This is a genomic window from Pseudalkalibacillus sp. R45 (assembly GCF_052246725.1).
GTDB lineage: Bacteria > Bacillota > Bacilli > Bacillales > Fictibacillaceae > Pseudalkalibacillus.
On record NZ_JBQQCL010000015.1, the window covers coordinates 1 to 23501 of the forward strand.

Genomic DNA, 23501 nt, shown 5'->3' on the forward strand with positions numbered 1-23501 from the left:
TAGGCACGCTGATCCCGCAGGACAAGGAAAGCTTCGGCAGCGTTACATCGCACGAAGAAAATGCGATTTTCATTTTCGAGGAGTCTCGCACCTTGCTCTCCAATCAACTTGCACAAGGTGAGTTTTTAAAACTGACTCAAAAGCACCAATCTTTTAGAAAAGAGCCTAAAGTAAAAACTGCCGGTAAGCTGTTATTCCATTCAAATGGGCTGGCATTTGGACGGCTATTGAATACGATATTAAAGGCAATGAAGCACTGTTGATGGTTTTCATCCTCTTTTTCCAAAACGAAGAGTAAATAGATGAATTATGGGAATAAAGGAATTAACAAGGTATAAGAAGAGGAAGGATTTATAAGATGGAAAAATCGAAACTTTATGATGTGTTGGAGACGATGCGGCTTCCGAATGGAGCCTTTCTGGCAAGTCCGTCAAAACATTATTCCTATGTATGGATCCGTGATGTATGTTATGCAGCCCTTCCATTCCTATATAACAACGATGACCAATTTGAAAAAGCGTATTATGCATTATTGGATCTTTTCAAAGCGTATGAATGGAAGATTGATATCCACCGGTTCCAGAAACCTGTGCATCGCTATGAGTATATCCACGCCCGCTATTCTACAGATCTCAAGGAACTTCCTGTAGAGTGGGGGCATGCCCAGCATGATGCAATTGGGAGTTTCCTTTGGGGCATCGGTGCTGGTTTAGCGCGGGGTAAAAAAATGATTCGGGATGAAAAGGATCGCGAAATGATCCAGAAACTTGTCGACTATCTAAATTGTGTTCAGTATTGGTCAGATGAGGACAACGGTATGTGGGAGGAATATCAGGAGCTTCACGCTTCCAGTGTAGGAGCATGTGTGGCAGGGTTGAAGCAGGTTCGTATGCTGGTCAATGTTCCCGAAGATTTAATCAAAAAGGGAGAAGAGACTCTCAAATTCTTGCTGCCCAGGGAAAGCGAGACGAAAGAAACAGATCTTGCGTTACTGTCCTTGATTTATCCTTATCAAATCGTTTCAAGGCAGACAGCTCTTGAAATTTTAGCAAATATAACAGGAAAGCTGGAAAGAAAATACGGTTGTATCCGTTATGCAGGGGATCAATATTTCAATGAAGGTTCAGAAGCGGAATGGTGCTTTGGGTTTCCTTGGCTTGGGTTATGTTATGGTCATCTAGGAGATATGGAAAAAGTCGAAGAATATGTAAAGAAAACGGAGTCCATTGTGCCTGCTGATGGTAAAGTTCCGGAACTCTATATTGGCGGCAGGTTCGAAGCGAATGAAAATACACCTCTTGCCTGGGCTGTAGCGATGAGCATCCTGTTATTCGAATATGCAGAAGCATTAGGTCATGAAAAAAACGACACCAAAGAAACTTCCCTTGGCTAAGTGGCTAAGGGAGGTTTTTTACATAACTGTTATTTTCGATATTTTCAATGGGGCAATACTTTAAATGATGAGATAAATTTTTTAAAGCTGTTTTCGCAAACGTTGTTGCTCTTGCACTTAAAGAAAGTATAAAATACTTTCTTCAGTATAAGGGCAGCTAAGGCTCGACCTACAAAAGGCCTGGTCTCGCCAAGTTTTCTTTAAAAGTCGTTAATATCCCCTCCAGGATGTTCGCTTTCCGCGGGGCGTGCGGTGAGCCCACTCGTCGCCTTGCGACCTCAGGAGTCTCCTTTTCAAGGAAGCATTTGTGCTCCTGCGTCTACAAGAAAGTCCTGTCGAAGCGAGCTTCCTCGTCGCATGCCTTGCGAGAAGATTATTCAGGTAGTAGGCACGCTGATCCCGTAGGACAAGGAGAGCTTCGGCATCGTTACATCGCACGAAGAAAATGCGATTTTCATTTTCGAGGAGTCTCGCACCTTACTCTCCATTTTACTTGCACAAGGTGGTTATTACAAAAATGACACAAAAGCAACAATCATTAAGAAAAGACCTTTTTTAAAAAAATCGACGGGAAAATTATTATTACCCAATTCCCACAAGTACTGAATTCCCATAAAAACAAATCACCATTTCTTATAATGGTATACTTGTACTATAAGTATTGGGGAGGGGAGCATGATGGCTTGGTTAACCTGGCTTTTCACTTTCATCATCTTACTATTCATTCTTCTATCGCTCGCCTATATGGTCAGAACCTATCAAGTAAACAAACGTTTGAATCAACACTTCCGTCTGCTTAATTGTGGAGACAGCGGGCAAATCTTTTTCCTCCGCAGTCTTCAAATGGTGCTGCTCATCTTTTTCCCTTTATTCGTCTTGTTTGATGACTTACCTAATCTTCCGAGTATCCTGTATATCGTCATGCATTTTCTTTTATTTTTAGCACAGATTTATTCGACGATCTATATTTCTGTGGGAATAGACGGATTTCGGTCCGGAATCTTTTCTTACGATTGGCGAGAAGTTGACCGTGTTGATATCATCACCGGGCTTCATGAAGATAATCATAAATACCCTTCTGGAGGCATTATCCGATTCATTGTCGGTGCGAATATCTACACCGCTGAATTGAAAAACTCAGAAGTTGATGAACTGGAAAATTTCATAGATAAACATGTCGAAATATACAGAAATTAACAGAAATATTTCAATTGAGAGAATTTTTGAAAATATCTAAAATTATACTTTCTTCTTGTGTAGAATCTGTTACAATAGAGTCAATCCAAAATAGGAGGGAAGCAAGTTTGGAAAAAATAAAACTAGGTCAACCTCCCCACTGTCACAAGGTTTCGTTCGATGGTAAAGCATTCAAGATCAAAGGTTTGGAAAATGTAGTTGTTCCATTATCGAAGACTGAAACTGCTCAAATCGATGTTCTCAATGAAGAGACAGGAAATTTGAAACTTGTCGGAAAAGACACTATTTTGGCTCAGTTAGAACTTCCACTCAGGTACTGCGAAGTCGGGCAAGGGTGGGTATTAGACAAATTATCAAAAAAGAAAAAGAAATCCGGATAAAAATAAACACCAGGGCTGACGCAATAGTGTCAGTCCTTTTAATACTTAAAGAAAGCATAAAAATACTTTCTTCAGTATAAGAGCACAAGCTGGCGGCTTCGGAAGCAATACACTGCACGAAGGAAAAGCAATTGCTTTTTCGAGGAACTAAGGTTCACCCTGCGCCAAAGCTTGGCAAAGCCCAAGTTTTCTTTATATCAGAAAGTATTAAAATCGGAAAAAAGGAAAAGGATAGTAATAGAACATCTGTGTAAACGTAAAATAAGAATAGTCTTGAATTGATGATGGACATGCATATGCTCATGATTTCTGTGAGAATTAGAAGGAGTGATACAGATGGAAAAAGATATGAAAAGGGAAAAGAGGGAGCAAGAGTTAGAGTCCAATAGTGCTTTGAATCCAGGCTTCGGTACGATCGAATCTAATGAAGCAGACAACTATTTCATGGATGGATCGATGGGAAATTCAATTGTAGATTTTGATGAAGCTGACACAGCCGTTGATGATATCGATGATAAAGAAATAATGCAGTATACGAGAACGGAAAAAAGGAGCTGACATGATGAAAGATCAGAACTATCCAGTAGCCGATGTTTCGAAGGAAATGCTGGACAAAATCCAGAACTATGAAAAAGAACTAAAAAAAGAAAGCAATGAAGATATCATCCTCATCGCTTATCAACAAGAACGTAATTAAAAAGAAAATGACCTGAAGGAATCAATCCTTTCGAGGTCATTTTTTAATTATTATTATCTACATACCAGCGACGATCTGGGCAAGTTTAGCGGTAAGAACCGCAGCATAGGTACCAACTACATTCCCCATGATCCCCATGAGCAATCCAACAGGTGCTAGGGCTGGTTGGAAAACGGACGCTACGATTGGTGCAGAACTCGTTCCGCCAATGTTCCCCTGTGAACCTACAGCAACGAAGAACATAGGTGAGCGAAGCATACGAGCAGCCAAAAACATACACAGAATATGAATCGATAGCCAGACAATCCCCATCAAAATGTATTGAGGTGCATCTTTCACAGCCATCAAATTCGCTTTTGCACCAATTGTACCTAGCAACAAGTAAATACCTGCGTAACCAATTTTACTTGCACCATAGTCTTCTAAACGTTGGATCGGCGTGAATGAAAAGATGATCCCAACTGCTGAGATGATCATGATCGTCCATGTTGTTGAATTCAAGATCGCACCCTGTGGCAGCAACTGTGCAACACGACCAACCACATAGGATACACCGAAACCAAGACCCAAAATGGCCAACAATTGTGGGACTGCAAGTGGTTTGGCTTTCATTTTTTCAAGAACACCGATTTGGTCGTTTACCTTCTCAACGACACTGTTGTCGGCTCTGTTCCATTTATTGAACTGACGTTGGAAACCTGACAGAGCGATCATGATGCCCATCCAACTGTAACCTACAACCGTATCGACCACGATCATTGGTGATAAGATATCTTTAGGCGTGTCCAATGCATCTACCATGGCCGCCATGTTCGCTGAACCGCCGATCCAGCTTCCTGCCAATGCACCTACACCAGTCCAAGCATCTTCAGGTAAATATGGTTGGAAAATCGCTAACGCAATCGGACCTCCGATGACGATTCCGAAAGTTCCTGCAAGAAACATGATAATCGCTTTGGGTCCTAATCGCAGGGTTGCCGGAACATCTGCGGATAATAGCAGCAATAATAAACCAACAGGTAGTATGATAGCACTTACAAAATCGTAAACAGATGAGCTTGATGGAATGATTCCGAGCGTCGTAGAGATCATCGGTAAAAAGTATGTCCAGATGATTGGGGGTGCGTAATGGAAAAACTTCTGAAGTCCTTTATGCTTCGTTTCTCCAAGGATGAATACCCCGCCTACAAGTACGGCGATGTAAGTGAAAATGGCAATCGGATCCTGAATCAGTGGATCGTTGATTGAAAACATAAGTTGTCCTCCTTCTGGGATGAAATTCTAGTTGCCCACAGGAAGACATTATAACGCAAAATTCTTCTGATTTATTAAAAGACCTATAACTAGCATTATTTGAAAAAGTAAGAAAATTTCATGGTGATTTTGCTGCAGAAGATGATCACATCGTAATTTGTTGCTTCACATGGCGTTAGTCTTAGGTGTAATCACGGAAGGAGATAGTTCAAAGCAGTATGGACATTGATGGTAGGTCTTTTCAACCAAACTAAGGATCTGTTCTTCATCTGTACAGTCTTGACGAATTTCGCTTTCATAATTAGGGATTCGACATGCATCGCATACATATGAAGAGTGATGGACCACTTTCGTCTTGTGGTTGATAATGTATTTAGACACAGTGCACCTCCTAATTTCATTTTTTCTTTTAGGCTTTGTTACATTTATTTGTGAGGAACTTTATATATATATTCGTAAAAATTGGATATTTTTCGGGTATGGAGTTAACATTTGGAAGATAGACAAACGCCTAGCACTCTAAAGAAATCAAAGACATATGATAGTCTGAAACCCATATAGAAGGGGGAGTATGTCTTTGAATAATCGTCAAAACCCACTTTCCTCACTGCTTCAAAATATTCTAGGCGGATTCGGTACACAACAGCAAGGCTCACCATCTGGTCCGCCGTTTCCGGATGGAGGGGGTCCACCGCCAGGACCTCCACCGAAATTCATCCCAAAGCAATCACCATCAACTTTTCAAGCTGGACCTGGTGCTGGAACTTTTGCGGTAGATCCAGGCGCACTAAGACCATGTATGCGCAAGTATGTTTATATCTGGCTCACCGGTGGATATTCATTTTGGGCATGGCTGACATTTGTCGGAAGAAATTCTGTAGCTGGATACCGGTGGACAGGACGTAGATGGGTGTATTTCGGAATTGACCGTCGACAAATCGCTTCATTTGTCTGTTATTGAGGAAAATGTACTGACCAGATAGTCGAGCATTGCTTTATTTGGAGCTTGAATGATGCGACCCTGCGTTGAAAAGTTCCAAACGTATAAAGGATGCAGCCTATTTGGTCATTTTTTTACAATTAAAGAAAATATAAATACTTTCTTCAATTTAAGGGCAACTAAAGCTCAGCCTGCGCAAGGCTTGGCTTTGCAAAGTTTTCTTTATTTGCCTGGCATGTTTTTCATTACATGAAACCCTTTCATCTGGAAAAAGATACATATAATCGAGAGAACGAACGGCAAACAATCATGGAGGAATTCGCGTGGTACAAAAACTAATCGTTTTCATAGTCATCATTACTATTTTATCGGGTTGCGGGACAGCTGGGGCTGATCAAACTCCTACTGACTCACCTGTAACGGTCATTGAAGTAAAAGCAGAAAATTGGAAGTTCAACAAAGATATCTATAAAGTATTTGCAGATCAACCCATCACGATCAATTTCAAAAGTGTGGAAGGGAAGCACGTGTTTGCTATAAAAGGTATGGAATCGATAAAAATCAAAGGGAAAGGTTCCATTAAAGAAACGTTCGAACCTGGGGAATATCAGATCTATTGCCCGATTGCAAACAAAAAAGGACACACCGAGATGGTTGCTACACTGATTGCTGTGGAAGAAAATTAGAAACAGCAAAAGGGGCTGACTGGTCGTCGGCCCCTTTGAGTGTCATTAGAATGATCAATTATTGCTATACTGTTGTTTGAATTGCTCTGCCAGACAATAAAACAATTCCTGGTCATTGCGTTCGAGTGCATCATCAATTTTCTCTCTGAGCTTTTGTCTCTGGTGTTCAAAAAACGACTCATCAAGTAGAAGTTGGGCGGCAAGGGATACAAAATACTGTTCAGCTTTTCTCTGTCTCAATTGTGCCTGTTCTTTCATCTTAGCTTGAAAAGATGAGGTATGCTTATTCATGAGGATTCCTCCCAAACCCTTTTAGTTATTATCTAAGATATGCACCTCGATGTCAATTAGTTTTCAGAATATTACATTAATTTATTTTTTTTACTTCAGCTCACTATTTTCGTTGAAACCCACTTGCACGAACCTCGTTAACGGACAAAGGAGACCTTATTTGGCCAATATAATGGAAATTTACAAACTTAACGGACATCAGGGACCTTATTTCGCAAATATCATAGGAAATCAGCTGCTTTGTTCACAAATAACGGTTCTGGTGTCCGTTAAAGTTTCAGAAACAGGGGTTTTGTCACAAATAACGGCTCTGATGTCCGTTAACTGAAAACATGGCTGCATGGTCTCCATTGATTGGTTCACCCCCAGGAGTGTCGCTAATTTGGCTTGAAGAAAACTTATAAGAATAATTACGTACAAGTGGTTAAAAAATAAGGCAAACTAATTGGACCGGGGGTAGATTACATGGAACGAAAACCATATTATGTAACCGTACAGGCTGGTATTCAAAACGCTGAAATCCGCAGCAGCAAAGGTGAGTCCAGCTATGATTTCGAAATTAATGCAACAGAAGATGAAGCTGCTTTGTTAAAGGATTTATTTGACGAGGATGATCGAGCTGATCGGACAGGGTATATTCACTCTCACTGGTTTTCGAATGTCATTGATTCAGGTGACCGCGACAATATGATCTATGATCGCCTCCTTAATGAAATCTATCTGACCATTTATGATTTAGGTACAGAGCAAACAAAAAAGGATATTGAAGAAATGGGAATACTCGAGAAGCTCAGGGAGGTAAAACCTAGCCATAATCCAACAGACCCCGACCTCCTCCAATAAACTAGGCGGTACCAATAGTGTCTGACTCTCTTTATGATTTTGATTAAGTTGTACAGAGAGTTTCGGGCACTATTTTTGAATTGAGGAAATTGTTAAATCTAAAGTGATCCATCTGAAAAATAATTCCTTTCATGTATACTAATGTTGTGTGGACATGAAAGGGTTGATCTGGATGATTAGAGGAATACTGTTTGACTTAGATGGAACGCTCTTGAATCGTTCAGACTCGTTGCATCAATTCATCAGAGCGCAATATGAAAGAAATTACACCATGTTGAGTGATGTAGAGCCTCAACACTATTTCGACGACTTTATAGCTTTTGATCAAAATGGCTATAACCATAAGAAAAATGTTTATCAAAGTCTTGTTGAAAAATATGAACTGGATAAACAGGCGACGGATCTATTATTAGAAGATTATTATTTTCATTTCCACGATCAATGCTTACCAATCGAGGGTTTTGATCTTTTGATCCACTATCTGAAACAGTCTTCGCTTCAGCTGGGACTGATAACCAATGGGGAAACGGAATTCCAACGAAACACAATTAATGCTCTTTCTTTGGCCGATGTTTTCCACTGTATCTTAATATCGGAACAAGAAGGTATCAAAAAACCTTCACCCGAGATCTTCAAACGTGGATTATGCATGCTAGGTGTTCCAGCAAGCGATACGATATTTGTTGGAGATCATCCTACAAATGATATCAAAGCGGCAAAAAAATGTGGAATGTGTACCATTTGGGTGTATAACAATCATTACGAAAAGCCGTCTGATGCAGATTTTACAGTACATTCATTGACGGAGATTCCTGATATCATAATGTCTCTTACCAAGGAGGATACTGATGAAAATAAGTAATGCATTTCTTGCACTAATATTGTTGTTGGTCGGATTTCTTTTTGGCTTAGGGTATTGGATTTCAAAGGGTTTACTAGGATAATGGGAATAGATCATTTCTTATAATCGTCAGGAGTTCTTAAAAATGGATAAGGCAGTATATAAAAATCGTGAACGGAATTCGAAGATCGCCATTACGATCATTACCATAATAGGTTGGCTGTTAGTCATATTTAGTCTGTTTCACTTACATATCATCAACGACATCTGGTCTTTCGCACTACTGGTCGGATTTTTATTTATTACAGAGCTATACCCGATTCCGGTTTGGAAGAGCATTACTTCATTAAGTTTTCCGCTAATTTATACGATTGTTCTCATTCATGGAACCTGGATGGGTGTCGTTACGATAGTCGTCGTCAGTTTTACTGTCAACTTGATCAAGAGAAGGCGTATTGAGCTTGTTTGGTTCAATCCTGCGCAACTCGCTTTGACGCTGGTGCTCACTCACTTTGTCACAGATGCAACACTTTACTTGACAGGAACAGGAGCAGAAAACCCTGGTTATCATTACTATCAATCATTGTTATTCACTCTTGGCTTTTATATCATCAACAATTTGTTGATTGATATGATTTTACTATTACGGCCACAAACCTATCTTTTTAAAGATTGGAAGAACAAGATGATCAGGGAAACCGTGATCGTCATCATTTCAATCATTTATCTTGGATTGATGTTTGTTTTGGCAGAACAAAACAGGGGCGGGGTAGTGGACTTCTTTTCATTTCTGTTCTTCTTCTCTCCTCTGGTTGCAGCGTCAATCATCAGTGCGTTCATTTACAGATTGAATCGGGAGAAGAATCGTTTCAAGGCCTTGGTATCTCTTACGAAAGAGCTGAACAGGTCACTCCCTTCCGAAAATTGGGTTTATTCTGTAGAAAAGTGGATCGATGAGTTCATTCAAACGGATGCCACCTTGTTTATTGTAAAAGAGCACGACGAATGGAAAGGCTCCGTAAAGAAAGGCAGCATCAGTGAGGGAATCGAGAAGGCATTCGAGCAAGATTGGTTTAAACGATTGGATGAAGCGGTTTACTTTCCGTCTCGAAAAGATGTTCCTGAAGGGTTGAGTGGTTATTTGGCATCATCCATTCGTTCTGTGGTCATCACCCCTTTACGGGTAGAAAATGAAACGGTAGGCGTTTTATTAGTCGGGAAAGAAAATAATAAACTGTACCAAACGACGGATATTCAATTTTTGTCTACTTTAGCAAATCAACTTGCTGTTATAATAAAGACGAGAAACTTGTTTGCAGAAAGAGAACAGCGAATCGTTTTGGAAGAACGAAACCGTATCGCCAGGGAAATTCATGACGGAATCGCACAGTCCCTTGCAGGTGCAGTCATGAAGCTGGAGTCCTCGAAACGATTGAAAGCAGGGGAAAAAGAGAAGATGGAGCTTGTCAATGAAAGCATCCATAAGCTGAGAGGAAGCCTTCATGAAGTTCGGGAATCAATTTATGCGTTACGGCCGACGCCAAGCGAAAAGTTTGGAATGGTCGAAGCGGTACGCGCAAAAGCTGAAGAAGTAAAGAAGGATTTTGACCTGAGTGTATCGATTCGGACTCGCGGTGATACGAAAGAAGTTTCCCCGCATATTGAAAAGAACGTCTACGAAGTTGTAGCAGAAGCTTTGCAAAATGCAGGGAAACATTCAGATGCTTCATCAGTGGATGTTATGATCAGGTATTGCAGGGAACATGTGATTATCCGGATCTCAGACGATGGAAAAGGTTTTCTACTGTATGAAGCCTTGTTAAAAGCGAAGGCACAAGCTCATTATGGCATCTTGAACATGAATGATTTAGCGGATCAAATTGATGCCTCGCTGAAAATAAATAGTACACCAGGAAAAGGAACCGAAATCCTTATGGTTGTACCAGTATCAAATTGATGTGGAGGAGACTCAACTATGATCAAAGTTTTGTTAATCGATGATCATGCGATTTTGAGAGATGGATTAAAGAATATCATTGCTATTGAAGAGGATATTGCTGTTGTTGGAGAATTGACCTCCGGTGAAGAATTTCTAGAAACGATCGAAACGACTGAACCTGATGTAATTTTGATGGATATCAATTTACCGGATAAAAATGGAATCGAGCTTACTAGTTTAGTAAAAAGAACATTTCCGAAGTGTAAAGTTTTGATTTTGACCATGTACAAGCATGATGAGTACTTCATGTCGGCTTTAAAAGCGGGTGCAGATGGATATATTCTGAAAGATGCGCCTTCTGAAGAGGTCATAGAAGCGATCCACTCGGTAGCTGAAGGGAATTCGATCTTACACCCGAGTATGGCTAAAAAACTAGTGGATTATCATCAAAAGAAAACTCAGACTGGACCAAACGGTAAAGATTTGACTGATCGAGAGAAAGATGTGTTGATCTGCCTTGTGGAAGGGTTGAGTAATAAAGATATTGCAGAACGCCTGTACATCAGTGATAAGACGGTTAAAATCCATGTGAGCAATATCTTGAAGAAGCTTGAAGTGAAAAGCCGATCCCAGGCAATCATCTATGCCGTTCAAAATCAAATCGTACCATTGCCCTGAATGTACGAACAGACAGACCTGAATAGAGACGGTGAATTCTCTATTCAGGTTTTTTGGTGTGGTTTTGGTTTAAGTTCTCTGCTGTTAAGGGCATTGGAGCAAAGTGTAAGTAGGATAGGGAAGGACAGTTCTGAATACATGAAAAATGAAAAACCACGAAATGATGTATTCAGGAAGCTGTTCTGGATACATGAAAAATGAAAAACCACGAAATGATGTATTCAGGAAGCTGTTCTGAATACATGAAAAACGAAAAAACACGAAATGATGTCCTCGGGAATCGGTTCTACGCCAATGAAAGAGAAACGAGGTAACCAAGTAGAATGAATATCCTTCGAAAACTATAAAAAGGTACAAAATCCATTTACATGACCAAAAACGCATCTTTCCCCCTCAATAAAACATCACCTCAATCTTGCCACAAGACACCTAGACACCAAAGGATTCACCTTCCTTAATTTGCGACTATTGGAATAATTCTGATTTTTATGTTGAAATCATATATGATTTTATATATTATGAATTTATGAAAGCGCTTAACTCTAAATCCATGAATAAGCAACAATTTGCGTATAAGCTTTTGCGTGCTCGTATTCTTGATGGGACATATGGACCTGGATATCGGATTGTGATCGACCAGATTGCTAGGGAAATAGAAACCAGTGCTATTCCAATAAGGGAAGCACTCCGGCAGCTTGAGTCCGATGGATTGATCCAATTCAAACCTTACAGCGGTGCCATCGTTACACCTATCAATGAAAACGAATATCTGGAAACGTTATCGGTTCTCGCCGTTATCGAAGGTTATGCTACCGCAATCAGCGGTCAACACTTTCCGATTGATCGAATTCCTGATCTTGAGAAAACCAATCAATCTATGAAACAAGCGCTGGAGGAACTTGATTTCGTATCTTTCGGTAAGTATAACCGAGCGTTCCATGGACTTACGTACGAGTATTGTGAAAACAAATACCTCGTCGAAAATATCAAATCAACATGGAAACGCCTCGATTCAATCCGGAGAGCAGGCTCTGCATTCATGCCGGTCCGTGCAAGAGAATCAGTCTTGGAGCACGAAGAGATCATACGCTTACTTGAACAAAGGGCAGACCCTGGAAAGGTCGAAGCCTTCGTTCGGGAACACAAACTGAATACTGTCAAGTCGTTTTATCATCAAAGGCATTGATCAGAACTTCGAAAATGAAAAGGAAGGAGCTATACTTGTTCTTTGTTTTACACTGTTCACGATTTGCAAGACCCGCCTGACTATTCAGGACTGAACACATTCAAAAAGGAGATGTAGTGATGTCAAAGTTAGATGAGTTGAAACAACAGTTAAGAGGATCGATCGCCCCGATCATCACCCCGTTCAAGGAAGATGATGCTGTTGATCATGATACGTTGAAAGATTTGATCAACTGGCATATTGAAAGCGGATCACATGGGATTTCAGTGACTGGTACCACAGGGGAACCGAGCTCTCTGACACTCGAGGAAAGAGTAGAAGTCATGGAGACAGCAATGAAAACAGTGAATGGCAGGGTTCCATTCGTGCCGGGGACAGGTTCTACCAATCACCAAGAGACGCTATACCTCACAAAGAAAGCGAAAGAAATTGGAGCGGATGCAGCAATGGTCATCGTTCCATACTACAACAAGCCCTCACAACATGCGCTTTACAAACATTTCAAAACGATCGCAGACACCGTAGATATTCCAATCATCATCTATAACATACCAGGCCGTACAGCCGTCAATATGGACGTAAAAACAATCGCAAGACTGAACGAGGATTGCGAGAACATCATCGGAATCAAAGAATCAAATAAAGATTTTGAGCATGTCAATCGTGTGTTGCTCAATTGTGGCAGGGACTTCTTGCTCTATTCCGGAATCGAACTGCTCTGTTACCCAATGCTCGCAATCGGCGGCGCGGGATATATCAGTGCAACTGCGAACATTATGCCAGGAAGGGTAGCGGATGTGTATAACTACTGGGCAAACGGAGATGTCGCCAAAGCACAGGAACTCCACTATGATTTGATGCCGTTGAATGATGTCCTGTTCAAGGATACCAACCCGGCTCCGTTGAAAGCGGCACTAGGGATGATGGATCGCATCCACCCGAACCTCCGCTTACCTATGGACCTTCCTAGCGAGGAATTACAGAAGGAAATCCGCTCAGTATTGGATCACTATGGATTATTATCTAAAAATGTTGGGAGTCATGCGTAATGAAACATGCACGTTTTATCGTTGAAGGCAGAGAACAATCTGGAACAGTTGTCGATGGAAAAATCCAATCATCCTCTGGAAAAGTGTATGAGGAAAGCGAAATCGATGTATGGTTAGCGCCATTCAAGCCGAATAAGATGGTCGGATTAGCACTGAACTATGCGGATCATGCTGATGAATTAGGACTCGAAAAGCCGAAGGAGCCGGTTCTGTTCATCAAGCCGAACTCTTCGATCGTCGGGCATAAATCACCTGTATACTATCCGGATGGTGCGACATATATGCATTATGAAAATGAACTGGCAGTGGTCATTGGAAAAGAAGGGCGCAATATCAAGAAAGAAGATGCAATGGATTATGTCAAAGGATATACGATCGCCAATGATGTGACTGTACGTGATTTTGTCAACAACATGTACCGCCCGCCAGTAAGAGCAAAAGGACATGACACGTTCGGGCCGATGGGACCTTATTTCGTCGATAAGGAGGACATCCCGGATGTGAACAATATCGAGTTGCGTTCTTACGTAAATGGGGAACTTCGCCAGCAAGGGAATACGAAGGATCTGATTTACGGTATCGAAGAATTAATCGAATTTATCAGCTCCTTCATGACACTCGAGGAGAACGACGTCATCTGGACAGGGACGCCAAAAGGGATTTCTCACGTCTATCCAGGTGATCATGTACGTCTCGAAATCGATTATCTAGGGGCTTTGGAAAACGACATTTTAGATGGAAGAACTGATCAGGTTGCAGCAGGAGGTGCAGAGAGTGCAAAAACCAACAGTTAGAGACCCGATCAAGCTTTATATCAACGGTGCGTTCCAGGATGCAAGAAGCGCTAAAACCTTTGAAAACCTCAGCCCGTTGACAGGGAAAGCGTTGAACCATGTCGCTGAAGGTGATAAAGAGGATATCGAATTCGCTGTCGATGCAGCGAAGGAGGCTTTCCGAAACGGCCCATGGGGATCAATGAAAGTCAGTGAACGTCTGGAATACATCTATAAAATTGCGGATCTCATTGATGAGCATATCGAGGAAATCGCTCATCTTGAATCTCTTGATACAGGGCTTCCGATCAAGCAAACGAAAAAAATGACATCGAGAGCAGCGGCCAACTTCAGGTTTTATGCGGAAATGGTGAAGAACCGGATGGTCGGCGACGCTTATCAGGTGGATGACGAATTCTTGAATTATACCGTTCAAAAACCAGTAGGTGTCGCTGGATTGATCACGCCGTGGAATGCACCGTTCATGTTGGAAACGTGGAAAGTGGCACCAGCCCTCGCAACTGGGAACACCGTTGTGTTGAAACCAGCAGAATGGTCTCCTCTTACAGCAAATAAGCTAGCAGAAATCATTGACGAAGCAGGCTTGCCGAACGGAGTGTTCAACGTCGTTCACGGATTCGGAGAAACCGCTGGCGCTTCGCTTGTGGCACATCCAGATGTACAACTCATTTCTTTTACAGGTGAAACGACGACTGGATCTGAAATCATGCGCAATGGGGCAGCAAGCTTGAAACGCTTCTCCATGGAGCTTGGCGGCAAATCCCCGATTATCGTTTTTGATGATGCGGATATGGAAAGGGCACTCGATGCATGTGTGTGGGGGATCTTTTCCTTCAACGGAGAACGTTGTACAGCGAACTCGCGTCTGTTCCTACAGGAATCAGTAGCTGATTCCTTCATCGAGCGGTTGAAAGAACGCGTCTCGAACATCATCGTCGGTGATCCGATGGATATGGAGACAGAAGTTGGTCCGCTTGTCCATCAAGAACACTACAACAGGGTGAAAAATTATCTGGCGATTGCCGCTCAAGAAGGAGCAGAGCTTTATCACGGCAACATTCCACCAGGACTTGAAGATGGCAATTTCGTAGCACCGACATTGCTTTTGAATGTGAAAAATGACATGCGTGTCGCACAAGAAGAAATCTTCGGTCCGGTCTTGTCTGTCATCACATTTAAAACAGAAGAAGAAGTCATTCAGCAGGCGAACGATATCCGTTATGGTCTTGCAGGATACGTGTGGACGAACGACATGAAAAAAGGCCATCGGGTCGCTCAAGCCGTCGAGGCAGGTATGCTGTGGGTGAACTCACAGAACGTCCGGGATCTTCGCATTCCTTTTGGAGGTTCGAAACATTCGGGTATCGGGCGTGAAGGCGGACATTACGCATTCGAATTTTACACAGAAATGAAAGTGATCCATGTATCGATGGGTGAACATCATATCCCGCAGTTCGGAAAGAAATCATTGACATCCTCATCGTCACAGCAACAATGAACGAAAACCTCCGGCGAATGACATAACTGATACGCAGCCAGACTGATTTGTCGGTGAATGTATGAACAATTGAAATGATCAATTATTCAGGAGGGATCGGATTGGGTGCACGTAATGGTAAACAATATATAGAAGGCTTGAAAGCCGCTAACAATAATGTATGGATTCATGGTGAACGAGTAAAGGATGTCACAGAACATCCAGCTTTGAAAAATGTCATCAAATCAATGGCTGATCTATTGGATCTGCAACATGAAAAACCAGATGAGATGCTCTATACCTCACCAACATCGGGTGAAAAGGTAGGATTGTCCTTCATAGCGCCGAAAACGAAAGAAGACCTGGTGAAACGGAGCGGAATGTTCACTGAATGGGCTCGCTACACCGGCGGGATGATGGGCCGAACACCAGACTACTTGAATACAAGTGTAATGGCATTCGGTACTGCTGGACAATTTTTTGCTGAACAAGATCCGATGTTCGGTGAGAATGTCCGCAAGTATTATGATTATTGCCGTGAGAACGACGTTACATTGACACACACGTTGATCCATCCACAGGTAAACCGTTCGAAAATGCAGCATGAGCAGAAGGATCCTGGTATTTCAGCGCATATCGTCGAAAAGAACAAAGATGGAATCGTTGTCAATGGGGCGCGTCTTCTAGCAACACAAGGCGGTATTACCGATGAAATCGTCGTCTTCCCATCGACATTGAATAAAGCTTCCACAGATGACGATCCGTATGCAATGGCTTTTGCGATTCCAAACAACACAAAAGGCTTGAAATACGTTTGCCGAGAATCATTCGACGTTGGTCGTAACCAGTGGGATCATCCTTTAAGTGCGAGATTCGAAGAAAGTGATGCGATCGTCATTTTCGATAATGTATTCGTTCCCTGGGAGCGCATTTTCGTGGCTGGAAACTCTGAAGTCTGTAACCGGACGTATGTCGAAACAAATGCGATGGTCCATATGACGCATCAAGTTATCGCAAAAAACACAGCGAAAACGGAATTCGTCCTTGGTGTCATACTGAGCATGATCGATGCAATTGGAATCGAGCGGTTCCAGCATGTTAAGGAAAAAGCATCTGAAGTGATGATCATTCTCGAAACGATGCGCTCTCATATGTTCCGTGCTGAACAAAATGCAGCTTTAGACAAGTATGGCAATATGACACCTGATTTTGCACCGTTGAATGCGGCTCGGAACTGGTATCCGAAAGTGTATCAGAGGATGGTCGAGATCGTACGCATCCTTGGTGCATCTGGTCTAATGGGCACACCAACACAGGATGACTTCAGCAATGAAGATATCGGTGAACTCGTCCATCGCTATACACAGGGCGGACAGATCGATGGGTATGAGAAAGTCCAATTGTTCCGTCTCGCTTGGGATATTTCTCTAAGCTCATTTGGCGGCCGCCAAGCTTTATATGAATATTATTTCTTTGGTGACCCTGTCAGGATGTCGAACGTTTATTACGATGTATATAACAAAGAACCATATAAAGAAATGGTCAAATCATTCCTGGATCGAGTCAAGCCGACTACGAATCAGAACGTGAACGTATAAGGGGGCGGGGAAATGGACTTCAACATCATTCGTGTTGCAAGGGTCGTCATGAACGTGACAGACCTTGATAAGGCAAAAGCCTTTTACGTTGATGCTCTTGGATTCGTAGAAACGGAACGTGATGATGAGCATCTTTACCTGCGGGGATTGGAAGAACATGTACATCATAGTCTCGTCCTAAAAAAAGCGGATGGGCCTGGCGTGCAGGCAATGTCCTATAAAGTGATGGAAGATCGTGATCTGGATACATTATTCAAGCTTTTTGAATCAAAAGGTTTTAAGCCGAAGTGGCTTGAACAAGGTACGCAAAGAGCAGTTGGAAGAACGTTGAGGGTTCAGGATCCTTCTGGCTTGCCGCTTGAATTCTTTGCGGAAATGGAAGGCGTCGAACGTTTGCTTCAGCGTTTCGACCTCTATCGTGGTGCACGTGTCCAACGCATCGATCATGTCAATTGTATGGTCCAGGATGTAGAAAAAGCGAAGAACTTCTACATCAATGAATTAGGGTTTCGATGCTCCGAATATACGGCCACTGATGATGATCGAATTTGGGCGGCTTGGCTGCATCGCAAGTCGACAGTTCATGATCATGCATTTATGAATGGAAAAGGTCCTAGGCTTCACCATGTTGGTTTCACGTTAAGTGATCCAATGAGCGTCATCCATTGCTGCGATGTCTTGGCTGCTATGGGTTACGCGCATGCGATTGAACGTGGTCCTGGCCGCCATGGCTTATCCAATGCCTTCTTCTTATACTTGAGAGATCCAGATGGTAACAGGATTGAAATGTATACAGGAGATTATTTGACGAGCGACCCGGATTTCAAACCGATTCGCTGGGATTTGAACGACCCGCGGAGAGCGACATTCTGGGGTCATGCTGCACCAGATAGCTGGTTTAATGAAGCGACCGGTGTACTCGACGTACATACCGGTAAAGAGGTTGCTCAAGCAGAACCAGTTCTACAACAACGTAAGCCTGATTTCGTAACATGATGAAAAGGATGGAGGCTGACGATCCAGAATCTCAGCCTCTTGTCTTTTAAAAAAGGCTCTTTTCTAAAAGATTGTTGCTTTTGAGTCATTTTAAAAAACTCACCTTGTGCAAGTTGATTGGAGAGCAAGGTGCGAGACTCCTCGAAAATGAAAATCGCATTTTCTTCGTGCGATGTAACGCTGCCGAAGCTTTCCTTGTCCTGCGGGATCAGCGTGCCTACTACCTGAATAATCTCCTCGCAAGGCATGCGACGAGGAAGCTCGCTTCGACAGGACTTTCTTGTAGACGCAGGAGCACAAATGCTTCCTAGAAAAGGAGACTCCTGAGGTCGCAAGGCAACGAGTGGGATCCCCGCCCGCCCCGCGGAAAGCGAGCATCCTGGAGCGGAAATCAACGACTTTTAAAGAAAACTTGCGAGACCAAGCCTTTTGTAGGTCGAGCCTTAGTTGCCCTTATACTGAAGAAAGCATTTTATACTTTCTTTAAGTGCAAGAGCAACAAAGTTTGCGAAAACAGCCTTTTAAAAAAACAGTTTGCATCCGTTTGAAAAAGGGGAAACTTGAAGTAAGATTTTATGAATGAACGGAAGCTTTACAAGAGTCCAAACCCTTGCACCTTTCATGACAAATGATATGATTGGATTAGCAACAGGTTAACATTGAAAGGAGTTTTTGACTTGGCCAAACAAGAAATACCTACAGAACTTTCACCAGAACTCGTTGAATTTTTCCAGGGTGAAAAGCTAGTGAACATCGCAACAGTTGATGCAGAAACCGGAGCTCCTAATGTAAACGCGATCTCCTGGGTGAAAAGTGTCGATGAAAAGCGGATTCGTTTTTCTGTGACGAACAATTCACGTATTGTTGATAATATCAAGGCGAATCCAGGGGTTGTCCTGAATATCATCGGTTTGGAGACGGTATATTCAATCCAGGGAAAAGCTGAAATTCTTGAAGATACGATGGAAGGCGTCAACCTTAAACTTTCTAAAATCGAAATCGCTGTGGAAGCAGTTTTTGAAAGCATGTTCTGGGGCGCGAAGATTACGCAAGAACCTGCCTATGAGAAGACGTATAATCCTGAAAAAGCTAAAGAATTGGATGATGCCGTCTATGCGGCGTTAATGAAGTAGAAATTCCAGGGCTGACGAGCAAATGTCAGTCCTTTTTTAAAACACCAGAAACCATAAAGGTAAGGATTTGTCAAAATTAGAGGACAACTGTTCCGCTATTTGGGTATATCGAGTCCGGTTTTCTCTCGTTTCAGGCATATAAGGTCCCTGGTGTCCACTAATTTTCTTAGGATAAGGGTTTAGCGTCTATTAAGGTCTCTGGTGTCCTCTAATAATGGGAAAAAAAGAAAAACAGAAACTAAAAAATCAAAACGTATATATTTGATAGGTTAAAAAACCTGGTTTTTGCCGTATGATAAAGTAAGAGATATACATATAGAATGAAGGAGTACATTCATGGGTACTTACTGGGAGCGACTAAAATATTTTTTAACAGAATTGACACAGGAAGATATTCTGCGATGGTTGGATGAATATCAGAACCTGGGACCATTTCCGGGAATCCTTTTACCTATGCTTGAAGCATTTTTGCCAATCTTGCCTCTCGTGTTGTTTGTTGCAGGGAATGCAGCGGCATATGGATTCTTCTGGGGGGTGTTATTTTCATGGATCGGAACCGTTTTCGGATCGATCTTTGTCTATATGCTAGTCAGAAAATATGCACAAGCAAGATTTTTGAATTTCATCACGCGACACGACAAAACGAAGTCTTTACTCGGGTGGGTTGAAAGAAAAGGATTTGGCCTGTTGTTTGTCATCTACTGTTTCCCATTCACACCTTCAGCACTGATCAATGTCATTTGCGGATTGTCCAAGCTGAATACCTTGACATTCGTACTTGCCGTCAGCCTTGGAAAACTTGTGATGGTTTTCTTCATTTCGTATATCGGACATGATTTTTTCTCAATCATCAAAGAACCGATAAAAATGATCATCATCAGCGTGGTTATTGTCGTGTTGTGGCTGGTAGGGAAATTGCTGGAACGGAAATTGCACCGCCCTTTAAAAAAGGTCTCTCAGTAACAAGAAGTATATTCGATTAATAAAATGAGGTAATTCACTTGAATTATCTCGTTTTTAGTTATCAATGGAATAGAGAGGGGAAAGGGATGATCGTATTAAAATCGAAAGAAGAAATCGAAATGATGCATGAAGCAGGGCGGTTACTCAGTGATTGTCATCGTGCAATCCGGAATCTCATCAAGCCAGGTATTACAACGATTGAAATTGATGACTTTGTCGATCAATACTTAAGGAAACACGGTGCGACTCCAGAGCAGAAAGGATATCAAGGGTATCAGCATGCGATATGTGCTTCTGTCAATGATGTCGTCTGTCATGGCATCCCTTCAGCAAAAAAATTGAAAGAAGGCGATATCGTCACAATCGATTTTGTCGTGAATTTGAACGGATGGTTAGCAGATTCAGCCTGGTCGTATCCAGTAGGAAAAATCGATAAAAAAGCTGAGGATTTATTGAAAACGACTGAAGAAGCATTATACAAAGGTATTGAGCAGGCAAAGGTGGGAAACCGGATCGGGCATATTGCAAATGCGATTGAAACATATGCTGAGGAAAAAGGGTACGCTATCGTTCGGGATTTCATCGGTCACGGGATTGGTAGAGAAATGCATGAACCACCGATGGTTCCTCATTACGGTCCAATCGAACAAGGTCCTGAATTGAAAGAGGGTATGGTACTCACAATCGAGCCGATGCTGAATTGCGGAAGTCATTTCGTATATGTAGAAAAGGACGGCTGGACCGCAAGAACTGTTGATGAAGAGTTATCTGTCCAATATGAACATACAGTAGCCATCACCAAGAAAGGTCCGATTATTTTAACAAATCAATATCGTTGAACTGAAACTGCTGATCCTATACAGCAGTTTTTTATTTCAATGATAATTCTAGAAAACAGTACTAAGGTACCACCGAAGTTAGCGGATACTGAAGACTTTTCTGTGAAAACTCTAGCGTTTTACATAAAAATTATAAAGTTACTTGACAAAAGTAAGTTAACGAGGCTATAATACTTACATAAAGTAAGTGAAACAACCAAAGATTAAAAAGGAGAGGTTAGGAATGGATTTAGCACTATTATTAATTCGTCTCGTATTCGGTTTGACTTTTGCCGCACACGGAACACAAAAGTTGTTTGGATGGTTCGGCGGGCATGGATTGGAAGGTACAGCAGGGTTTTTTGAATCACTCGGTTTGAAACCTGGAAAAACGATGGCTCTTATGGCTGGTTTAGGTGAAGTTGCAGGCGGATTGTTGATTGCATTCGGATTTCTTACTGAAGTCGGTGCAGTTCTAATGATCGTACCGATGCTCGTCGCAATCTTCAAGGTCCATGGTCCAAACGGCTATTGGGCGACAGAAGGTGGTTATGAATACAACCTTGCAATCATCACGGTTGCAGTCGCACTCGTTCTTGCGGGTCCAGGTGCTTACTCACTTGATGCTTGGATGCTCGGTTAAAATAAATATGGAAAAAGAGTTGATTCATTCGGATCAGCTCTTTTTTTGTTTCATTTAAAGAAAGTATAAAATACCTTCTTCAATATAAGGGTAACTAAAGCTCAGCCTGCGCCAAAGGCCTAGCTTTGCCAAGTTTTCTTGAACATGAAGGCGTAATGAAATGAATGACGTCTAATATCGATAGTTCATGAATATGGTGTATATGACATTGTTTATAGGGAGGTTTAACCGTAATGAGCAGCTACAGAAAATCTTGGCATCCCTATATCGGACCGAATGATCCTTGTCCGCCTATAGAAGTGAAATACTACGAAACTCCGCCAAATCTTTATTTAGGATTCCAGCCTTATGGACTCAAGCAATTCGATCCATCCACAGCTTTGTTTAAGGGTACGTTGTGGCCAGCGTTATATGCGCCGTACAGCAATCCTTATAAAAAGAAGCGAGAGGAGGGGGAGTAGGTGGCGAACCAAAAAACCATGCCGAAAGAGTTTTATGACTGGATGAAACAACTCCAGGAAATTGATTTCGTCCTTGTCGAGCTGACGTTATATCTTGATACACATCCTGAAGATTTTGATTCGATCAAACAGTTCAATGAGTTTGCTGAAAAAGGGATGAAATTGCGTCAGCAGATTGAAAAGAAATATGGACCATTGATGCAATTTGGTCAAAGCTACTCCGGATATCCATGGAACTGGGATGACCCTCCATGGCCGTGGCAGATGTAATCAACCTACTACTTGAAGGAGGTATGCGCTGAATCATGTGGGTCTATGAAAAGAAACTACAATATCCTGTCAAGGTAAGTAAATGTAATCCGATGCTGGCGAAGTTTTTAATTGAACAGTATGGTGGAGCAGATGGAGAATTGGCAGCGGCATTGCGTTATCTGAACCAACGTTATTCGATTCCTGATAAAGTAGTCGGATTGCTGACGGATATCGGGACAGAGGAGTTCGCGCATTTAGAGATGATTGCAACGATGGTCTATAAATAGAATATAACTAAAATGCTACATTACATTATACTTGTTCCTTCCATATTATATAACCACAAAATGAATACAAAAAAAAGACAGTAGCTATTTTTAAGCTCCTGCCTTTCTCCAATGTTTCCTGTGTTTCATTGCCTCCTTAATGAAAGCCTGCATATTAAATTCCCCTGTATGGCTTACCTTACCAATCCCCTCAATGGATATTGTATCTTTTGCCTTTTGCTTACTCTCCTTACTTATGCTGTTCTTACTCATGCTGTATCCTCTCCTCTTATTAGTATCTATGTCTGAATGGATTGTCCAAATTACTGAAAATGCCCTTACTATTTATTAAGAGATTTTTTGATTTTCTGTGACATCTAGTGGCATTTACTGAGCCTCTGCTGAACCATTAGCAATAAATGCTCAAACTGTGACAAAGGGAATAGAAAGGGGAGGGAGTATATGTAAAATTCCATACAAAAAAGAGCAGATACATTTAAGTACCTGCCCTGACTGTTTAGAGGATTCTTTTATAAACCTGAGGACATTGCCTCAAGGTATTGACTGTTTTATTTATTCCTTGCTGATGTTCCTGTTTTTCCACCTGCATTGCTTTGTACATTAGCAGGCTTGATGCTGTTTGATGCCTTAGCATTGTTAGACTGTGTAACTTTCATGCCTCCAAGAGACTTATTTACTGTGTTCCTTACTGCCATTCTTCTCACC

The 23501-nt window shown here is 41.8% G+C and carries 30 protein-coding genes and 1 pseudogene; 25 read left to right on the forward strand and 6 right to left on the reverse strand.

Annotation, left to right across the window (positions count from 1 at the left end; translation table 11 throughout):
* From ACTWQL_RS19300 to ACTWQL_RS19325, 6 genes are all read left to right on the forward strand, one after another.
* The coding region (locus ACTWQL_RS19300) for a hypothetical protein (protein WP_443144041.1) at positions 1 to 263 on the forward strand (263 nt) is incomplete at its 5' end.
* A 95-nt stretch (positions 264 to 358) separates the two neighbouring features.
* Positions 359 to 1393: a glycoside hydrolase family 15 protein gene (locus ACTWQL_RS19305; RefSeq protein ID WP_443144042.1), complete on the forward strand. Its 1035-nt coding sequence runs from the start codon at positions 359 to 361 to the stop codon at positions 1391 to 1393.
* A 678-nt stretch (positions 1394 to 2071) separates the two neighbouring features.
* Entirely contained in the window at positions 2072 to 2590 is a 519-nt protein-coding gene (locus ACTWQL_RS19310) for a hypothetical protein (protein ID WP_443144043.1), read from the forward strand.
* A gap of 107 nt (positions 2591 to 2697) precedes the next feature.
* Positions 2698 to 2970: a hypothetical protein gene (locus ACTWQL_RS19315; protein ID WP_221563624.1), complete on the forward strand. Its 273-nt coding sequence runs from the start codon at positions 2698 to 2700 to the stop codon at positions 2968 to 2970.
* Between the two features lie 336 nt (positions 2971 to 3306).
* Entirely contained in the window at positions 3307 to 3528 is a 222-nt protein-coding gene (locus ACTWQL_RS19320; protein WP_443144044.1) for a hypothetical protein, read from the forward strand.
* Positions 3529 to 3532: 4 nt separating this feature from the next.
* Positions 3533 to 3667, forward strand: coding sequence for a hypothetical protein (locus tag ACTWQL_RS19325; RefSeq protein ID WP_443144045.1), 135 nt, complete (start codon positions 3533 to 3535; stop codon positions 3665 to 3667).
* A gap of 57 nt (positions 3668 to 3724) precedes the next feature.
* On the opposite strand, the gene ACTWQL_RS19330 is transcribed toward ACTWQL_RS19325, so the two are convergent.
* Both ACTWQL_RS19330 and ACTWQL_RS19335 read right to left on the reverse strand, forming a co-directional pair.
* Entirely contained in the window at positions 3725 to 4921 is a 1197-nt protein-coding gene (locus ACTWQL_RS19330) for a DUF819 family protein (RefSeq protein ID WP_443144046.1), read from the reverse strand.
* Positions 4922 to 5086: 165 nt separating this feature from the next.
* Positions 5087 to 5302, reverse strand: coding sequence for a hypothetical protein (locus ACTWQL_RS19335; protein WP_443144047.1), 216 nt, complete (start codon positions 5300 to 5302; stop codon positions 5087 to 5089).
* A gap of 190 nt (positions 5303 to 5492) precedes the next feature.
* Between ACTWQL_RS19335 and ACTWQL_RS19340 the strand changes: the two genes are divergently transcribed.
* Both ACTWQL_RS19340 and ACTWQL_RS19345 read left to right on the forward strand, forming a co-directional pair.
* Positions 5493 to 5882, forward strand: coding sequence for a hypothetical protein (locus ACTWQL_RS19340; RefSeq protein ID WP_443144048.1), 390 nt, complete (start codon positions 5493 to 5495; stop codon positions 5880 to 5882).
* Between the two features lie 302 nt (positions 5883 to 6184).
* On the forward strand, positions 6185 to 6547 hold the full coding sequence (locus ACTWQL_RS19345; protein ID WP_443144049.1) for a hypothetical protein: 363 nt from the start codon (positions 6185 to 6187) through the stop codon (positions 6545 to 6547).
* Positions 6548 to 6601: 54 nt separating this feature from the next.
* Here the strand turns inward: ACTWQL_RS19345 and ACTWQL_RS19350 are convergent, their stop codons facing one another.
* Positions 6602 to 6838 (reverse strand): IDEAL domain-containing protein, encoded by a 237-nt coding sequence (locus tag ACTWQL_RS19350; protein ID WP_221563635.1) that lies wholly within the window; start codon positions 6836 to 6838, stop codon positions 6602 to 6604.
* Positions 6839 to 7303: 465 nt separating this feature from the next.
* Between ACTWQL_RS19350 and ACTWQL_RS19355 the strand changes: the two genes are divergently transcribed.
* The 10 genes from ACTWQL_RS19355 to hpaD all read left to right on the forward strand — a co-directional run bounded on the left by ACTWQL_RS19355 (position 7304) and on the right by hpaD (position 18239).
* Entirely contained in the window at positions 7304 to 7681 is a 378-nt protein-coding gene (locus ACTWQL_RS19355) for a hypothetical protein (RefSeq protein WP_443144050.1), read from the forward strand.
* A 172-nt stretch (positions 7682 to 7853) separates the two neighbouring features.
* Positions 7854 to 8543: an HAD family hydrolase gene (locus ACTWQL_RS19360; protein WP_443144051.1), complete on the forward strand. Its 690-nt coding sequence runs from the start codon at positions 7854 to 7856 to the stop codon at positions 8541 to 8543.
* Positions 8544 to 8667: 124 nt separating this feature from the next.
* Positions 8668 to 10479, forward strand: a complete 1812-nt coding sequence (locus ACTWQL_RS19365; RefSeq protein WP_443144052.1) for a GAF domain-containing sensor histidine kinase — start codon at positions 8668 to 8670, stop codon at positions 10477 to 10479.
* A gap of 18 nt (positions 10480 to 10497) precedes the next feature.
* Positions 10498 to 11139 carry a response regulator gene (locus tag ACTWQL_RS19370; protein ID WP_443144053.1) on the forward strand — a complete coding sequence of 214 codons (642 nt, stop codon included), beginning with the start codon at positions 10498 to 10500 and terminating at the stop codon, positions 11137 to 11139.
* 550 nt (positions 11140 to 11689) lie between these two features.
* On the forward strand, positions 11690 to 12325 hold the full coding sequence (locus ACTWQL_RS19375) for a GntR family transcriptional regulator (protein WP_443144054.1): 636 nt from the start codon (positions 11690 to 11692) through the stop codon (positions 12323 to 12325).
* A gap of 119 nt (positions 12326 to 12444) precedes the next feature.
* Complete coding sequence (hpaI, locus tag ACTWQL_RS19380; protein WP_443144055.1) at positions 12445 to 13374, forward strand: 2,4-dihydroxyhept-2-ene-1,7-dioic acid aldolase; 930 nt, start codon at positions 12445 to 12447, stop codon at positions 13372 to 13374.
* Positions 13374 to 14168, forward strand: a complete 795-nt coding sequence (locus ACTWQL_RS19385; protein WP_443144056.1) for a fumarylacetoacetate hydrolase family protein — start codon at positions 13374 to 13376, stop codon at positions 14166 to 14168. Before hpaI ends, ACTWQL_RS19385 begins: the two co-directional genes overlap by 1 nt.
* Positions 14110 to 15666, forward strand: coding sequence for a 5-carboxymethyl-2-hydroxymuconate semialdehyde dehydrogenase (gene hpaE / locus ACTWQL_RS19390; protein ID WP_443144057.1), 1557 nt, complete (start codon positions 14110 to 14112; stop codon positions 15664 to 15666). The genes ACTWQL_RS19385 and hpaE overlap by 59 nt, the downstream gene beginning before the upstream one ends.
* Before the next feature lie 101 nt (positions 15667 to 15767).
* Positions 15768 to 17243: a 4-hydroxyphenylacetate 3-monooxygenase, oxygenase component gene (gene hpaB, locus ACTWQL_RS19395; protein WP_443144058.1), complete on the forward strand. Its 1476-nt coding sequence runs from the start codon at positions 15768 to 15770 to the stop codon at positions 17241 to 17243.
* A gap of 12 nt (positions 17244 to 17255) precedes the next feature.
* Positions 17256 to 18239 (forward strand): 3,4-dihydroxyphenylacetate 2,3-dioxygenase, encoded by a 984-nt coding sequence (hpaD, locus tag ACTWQL_RS19400; protein WP_443144059.1) that lies wholly within the window; start codon positions 17256 to 17258, stop codon positions 18237 to 18239.
* On the opposite strand, the gene ACTWQL_RS19405 is transcribed toward hpaD, so the two are convergent.
* Entirely contained in the window at positions 18191 to 18487 is a 297-nt protein-coding gene (locus ACTWQL_RS19405; RefSeq protein ID WP_443144060.1) for a hypothetical protein, read from the reverse strand. The genes hpaD and ACTWQL_RS19405 overlap by 49 nt on opposite strands.
* A 429-nt stretch (positions 18488 to 18916) precedes the next feature.
* On the opposite strand from ACTWQL_RS19405, the gene ACTWQL_RS19410 reads away from it, so the two are divergent.
* The 7 genes and pseudogenes from ACTWQL_RS19410 to cotJC all read left to right on the forward strand — a co-directional run.
* Entirely contained in the window at positions 18917 to 19372 is a 456-nt protein-coding gene (locus ACTWQL_RS19410) for a pyridoxamine 5'-phosphate oxidase family protein (RefSeq protein ID WP_443144061.1), read from the forward strand.
* Positions 19373 to 19708: 336 nt separating this feature from the next.
* A complete protein-coding gene (locus tag ACTWQL_RS19415; protein WP_443144062.1) occupies positions 19709 to 20335 on the forward strand; it encodes a TVP38/TMEM64 family protein in 627 nt (208 codons plus the stop codon).
* 86 nt (positions 20336 to 20421) lie between these two features.
* Complete coding sequence (gene map, locus ACTWQL_RS19420; RefSeq protein ID WP_443144063.1) at positions 20422 to 21174, forward strand: type I methionyl aminopeptidase; 753 nt, start codon at positions 20422 to 20424, stop codon at positions 21172 to 21174.
* A 223-nt stretch (positions 21175 to 21397) separates the two neighbouring features.
* The gene (locus tag ACTWQL_RS19425) at positions 21398 to 21796 is read left to right on the forward strand and encodes a DoxX family protein (RefSeq protein ID WP_443144064.1); all 399 of its coding nucleotides are present in this window, start codon (positions 21398 to 21400) and stop codon (positions 21794 to 21796) included.
* 233 nt (positions 21797 to 22029) lie between these two features.
* A complete protein-coding gene (locus ACTWQL_RS19430; RefSeq protein ID WP_443144065.1) occupies positions 22030 to 22257 on the forward strand; it encodes a spore coat associated protein CotJA in 228 nt (75 codons plus the stop codon).
* Between the two features lie 18 nt (positions 22258 to 22275).
* Entirely contained in the window at positions 22276 to 22527 is a 252-nt protein-coding gene (locus ACTWQL_RS19435; protein ID WP_261132694.1) for a spore coat protein CotJB, read from the forward strand.
* A gap of 35 nt (positions 22528 to 22562) precedes the next feature.
* Positions 22563 to 22793, forward strand: a pseudogene (gene cotJC / locus ACTWQL_RS19440) (spore coat protein CotJC); the annotation flags it as partial.
* 93 nt (positions 22794 to 22886) lie between these two features.
* Here cotJC and ACTWQL_RS19445 read toward each other — a convergent pair.
* Positions 22887 to 23048 carry a hypothetical protein gene (locus tag ACTWQL_RS19445; protein ID WP_443144066.1) on the reverse strand — a complete coding sequence of 54 codons (162 nt, stop codon included), beginning with the start codon at positions 23046 to 23048 and terminating at the stop codon, positions 22887 to 22889.
* Between the two features lie 296 nt (positions 23049 to 23344).
* The gene (locus ACTWQL_RS19450) at positions 23345 to 23491 is read right to left on the reverse strand and encodes a hypothetical protein (protein WP_443144067.1); all 147 of its coding nucleotides are present in this window, start codon (positions 23489 to 23491) and stop codon (positions 23345 to 23347) included.
* Positions 23492 to 23501: the final 10 nt, after the last annotated feature.

What these genes read in the sequence shown, in the direction of transcription:
- ACTWQL_RS19415 (WP_443144062.1), top strand. Translation starts at nt 19,709, where the DNA reads ATGGGTACTTACTGGGAGCGACTAAAATATTTTTTAACAGAATTGACA.
- ACTWQL_RS19425 (WP_443144064.1), top strand. Translation starts at nt 21,398, where the DNA reads ATGGATTTAGCACTATTATTAATTCGTCTCGTATTCGGTTTGACTTTT.
- ACTWQL_RS19365 (WP_443144052.1), top strand. Translation starts at nt 8,668, where the DNA reads ATGGATAAGGCAGTATATAAAAATCGTGAACGGAATTCGAAGATCGCC.
- ACTWQL_RS19370 (WP_443144053.1), top strand. Translation starts at nt 10,498, where the DNA reads ATGATCAAAGTTTTGTTAATCGATGATCATGCGATTTTGAGAGATGGA.
- ACTWQL_RS19320 (WP_443144044.1), top strand. Translation starts at nt 3,307, where the DNA reads ATGGAAAAAGATATGAAAAGGGAAAAGAGGGAGCAAGAGTTAGAGTCC.
- ACTWQL_RS19360 (WP_443144051.1), top strand. Translation starts at nt 7,854, where the DNA reads ATGATTAGAGGAATACTGTTTGACTTAGATGGAACGCTCTTGAATCGT.
- ACTWQL_RS19375 (WP_443144054.1), top strand. Translation starts at nt 11,690, where the DNA reads ATGAATAAGCAACAATTTGCGTATAAGCTTTTGCGTGCTCGTATTCTT.
- ACTWQL_RS19305 (WP_443144042.1), top strand. Translation starts at nt 359, where the DNA reads ATGGAAAAATCGAAACTTTATGATGTGTTGGAGACGATGCGGCTTCCG.
- ACTWQL_RS19330 (WP_443144046.1), bottom strand. Translation starts at nt 4,921, where the DNA reads ATGTTTTCAATCAACGATCCACTGATTCAGGATCCGATTGCCATTTTC.
- ACTWQL_RS19355 (WP_443144050.1), top strand. Translation starts at nt 7,304, where the DNA reads ATGGAACGAAAACCATATTATGTAACCGTACAGGCTGGTATTCAAAAC.
- ACTWQL_RS19385 (WP_443144056.1), top strand. Translation starts at nt 13,374, where the DNA reads ATGAAACATGCACGTTTTATCGTTGAAGGCAGAGAACAATCTGGAACA.
- ACTWQL_RS19325 (WP_443144045.1), top strand. Translation starts at nt 3,533, where the DNA reads ATGAAAGATCAGAACTATCCAGTAGCCGATGTTTCGAAGGAAATGCTG.
- ACTWQL_RS19340 (WP_443144048.1), top strand. Translation starts at nt 5,493, where the DNA reads ATGTCTTTGAATAATCGTCAAAACCCACTTTCCTCACTGCTTCAAAAT.
- ACTWQL_RS19310 (WP_443144043.1), top strand. Translation starts at nt 2,072, where the DNA reads ATGGCTTGGTTAACCTGGCTTTTCACTTTCATCATCTTACTATTCATT.
- ACTWQL_RS19445 (WP_443144066.1), bottom strand. Translation starts at nt 23,048, where the DNA reads ATGAGTAAGAACAGCATAAGTAAGGAGAGTAAGCAAAAGGCAAAAGAT.
- ACTWQL_RS19430 (WP_443144065.1), top strand. Translation starts at nt 22,030, where the DNA reads ATGAGCAGCTACAGAAAATCTTGGCATCCCTATATCGGACCGAATGAT.
- ACTWQL_RS19450 (WP_443144067.1), bottom strand. Translation starts at nt 23,491, where the DNA reads ATGGCAGTAAGGAACACAGTAAATAAGTCTCTTGGAGGCATGAAAGTT.
- hpaE (WP_443144057.1), top strand. Translation starts at nt 14,110, where the DNA reads ATGGAAGAACTGATCAGGTTGCAGCAGGAGGTGCAGAGAGTGCAAAAA.
- ACTWQL_RS19435 (WP_261132694.1), top strand. Translation starts at nt 22,276, where the DNA reads ATGCCGAAAGAGTTTTATGACTGGATGAAACAACTCCAGGAAATTGAT.
- ACTWQL_RS19350 (WP_221563635.1), bottom strand. Translation starts at nt 6,838, where the DNA reads ATGAATAAGCATACCTCATCTTTTCAAGCTAAGATGAAAGAACAGGCA.
- hpaI (WP_443144055.1), top strand. Translation starts at nt 12,445, where the DNA reads ATGTCAAAGTTAGATGAGTTGAAACAACAGTTAAGAGGATCGATCGCC.
- ACTWQL_RS19405 (WP_443144060.1), bottom strand. Translation starts at nt 18,487, where the DNA reads ATGCCTTGCGAGGAGATTATTCAGGTAGTAGGCACGCTGATCCCGCAG.
- hpaD (WP_443144059.1), top strand. Translation starts at nt 17,256, where the DNA reads ATGGACTTCAACATCATTCGTGTTGCAAGGGTCGTCATGAACGTGACA.
- map (WP_443144063.1), top strand. Translation starts at nt 20,422, where the DNA reads ATGATCGTATTAAAATCGAAAGAAGAAATCGAAATGATGCATGAAGCA.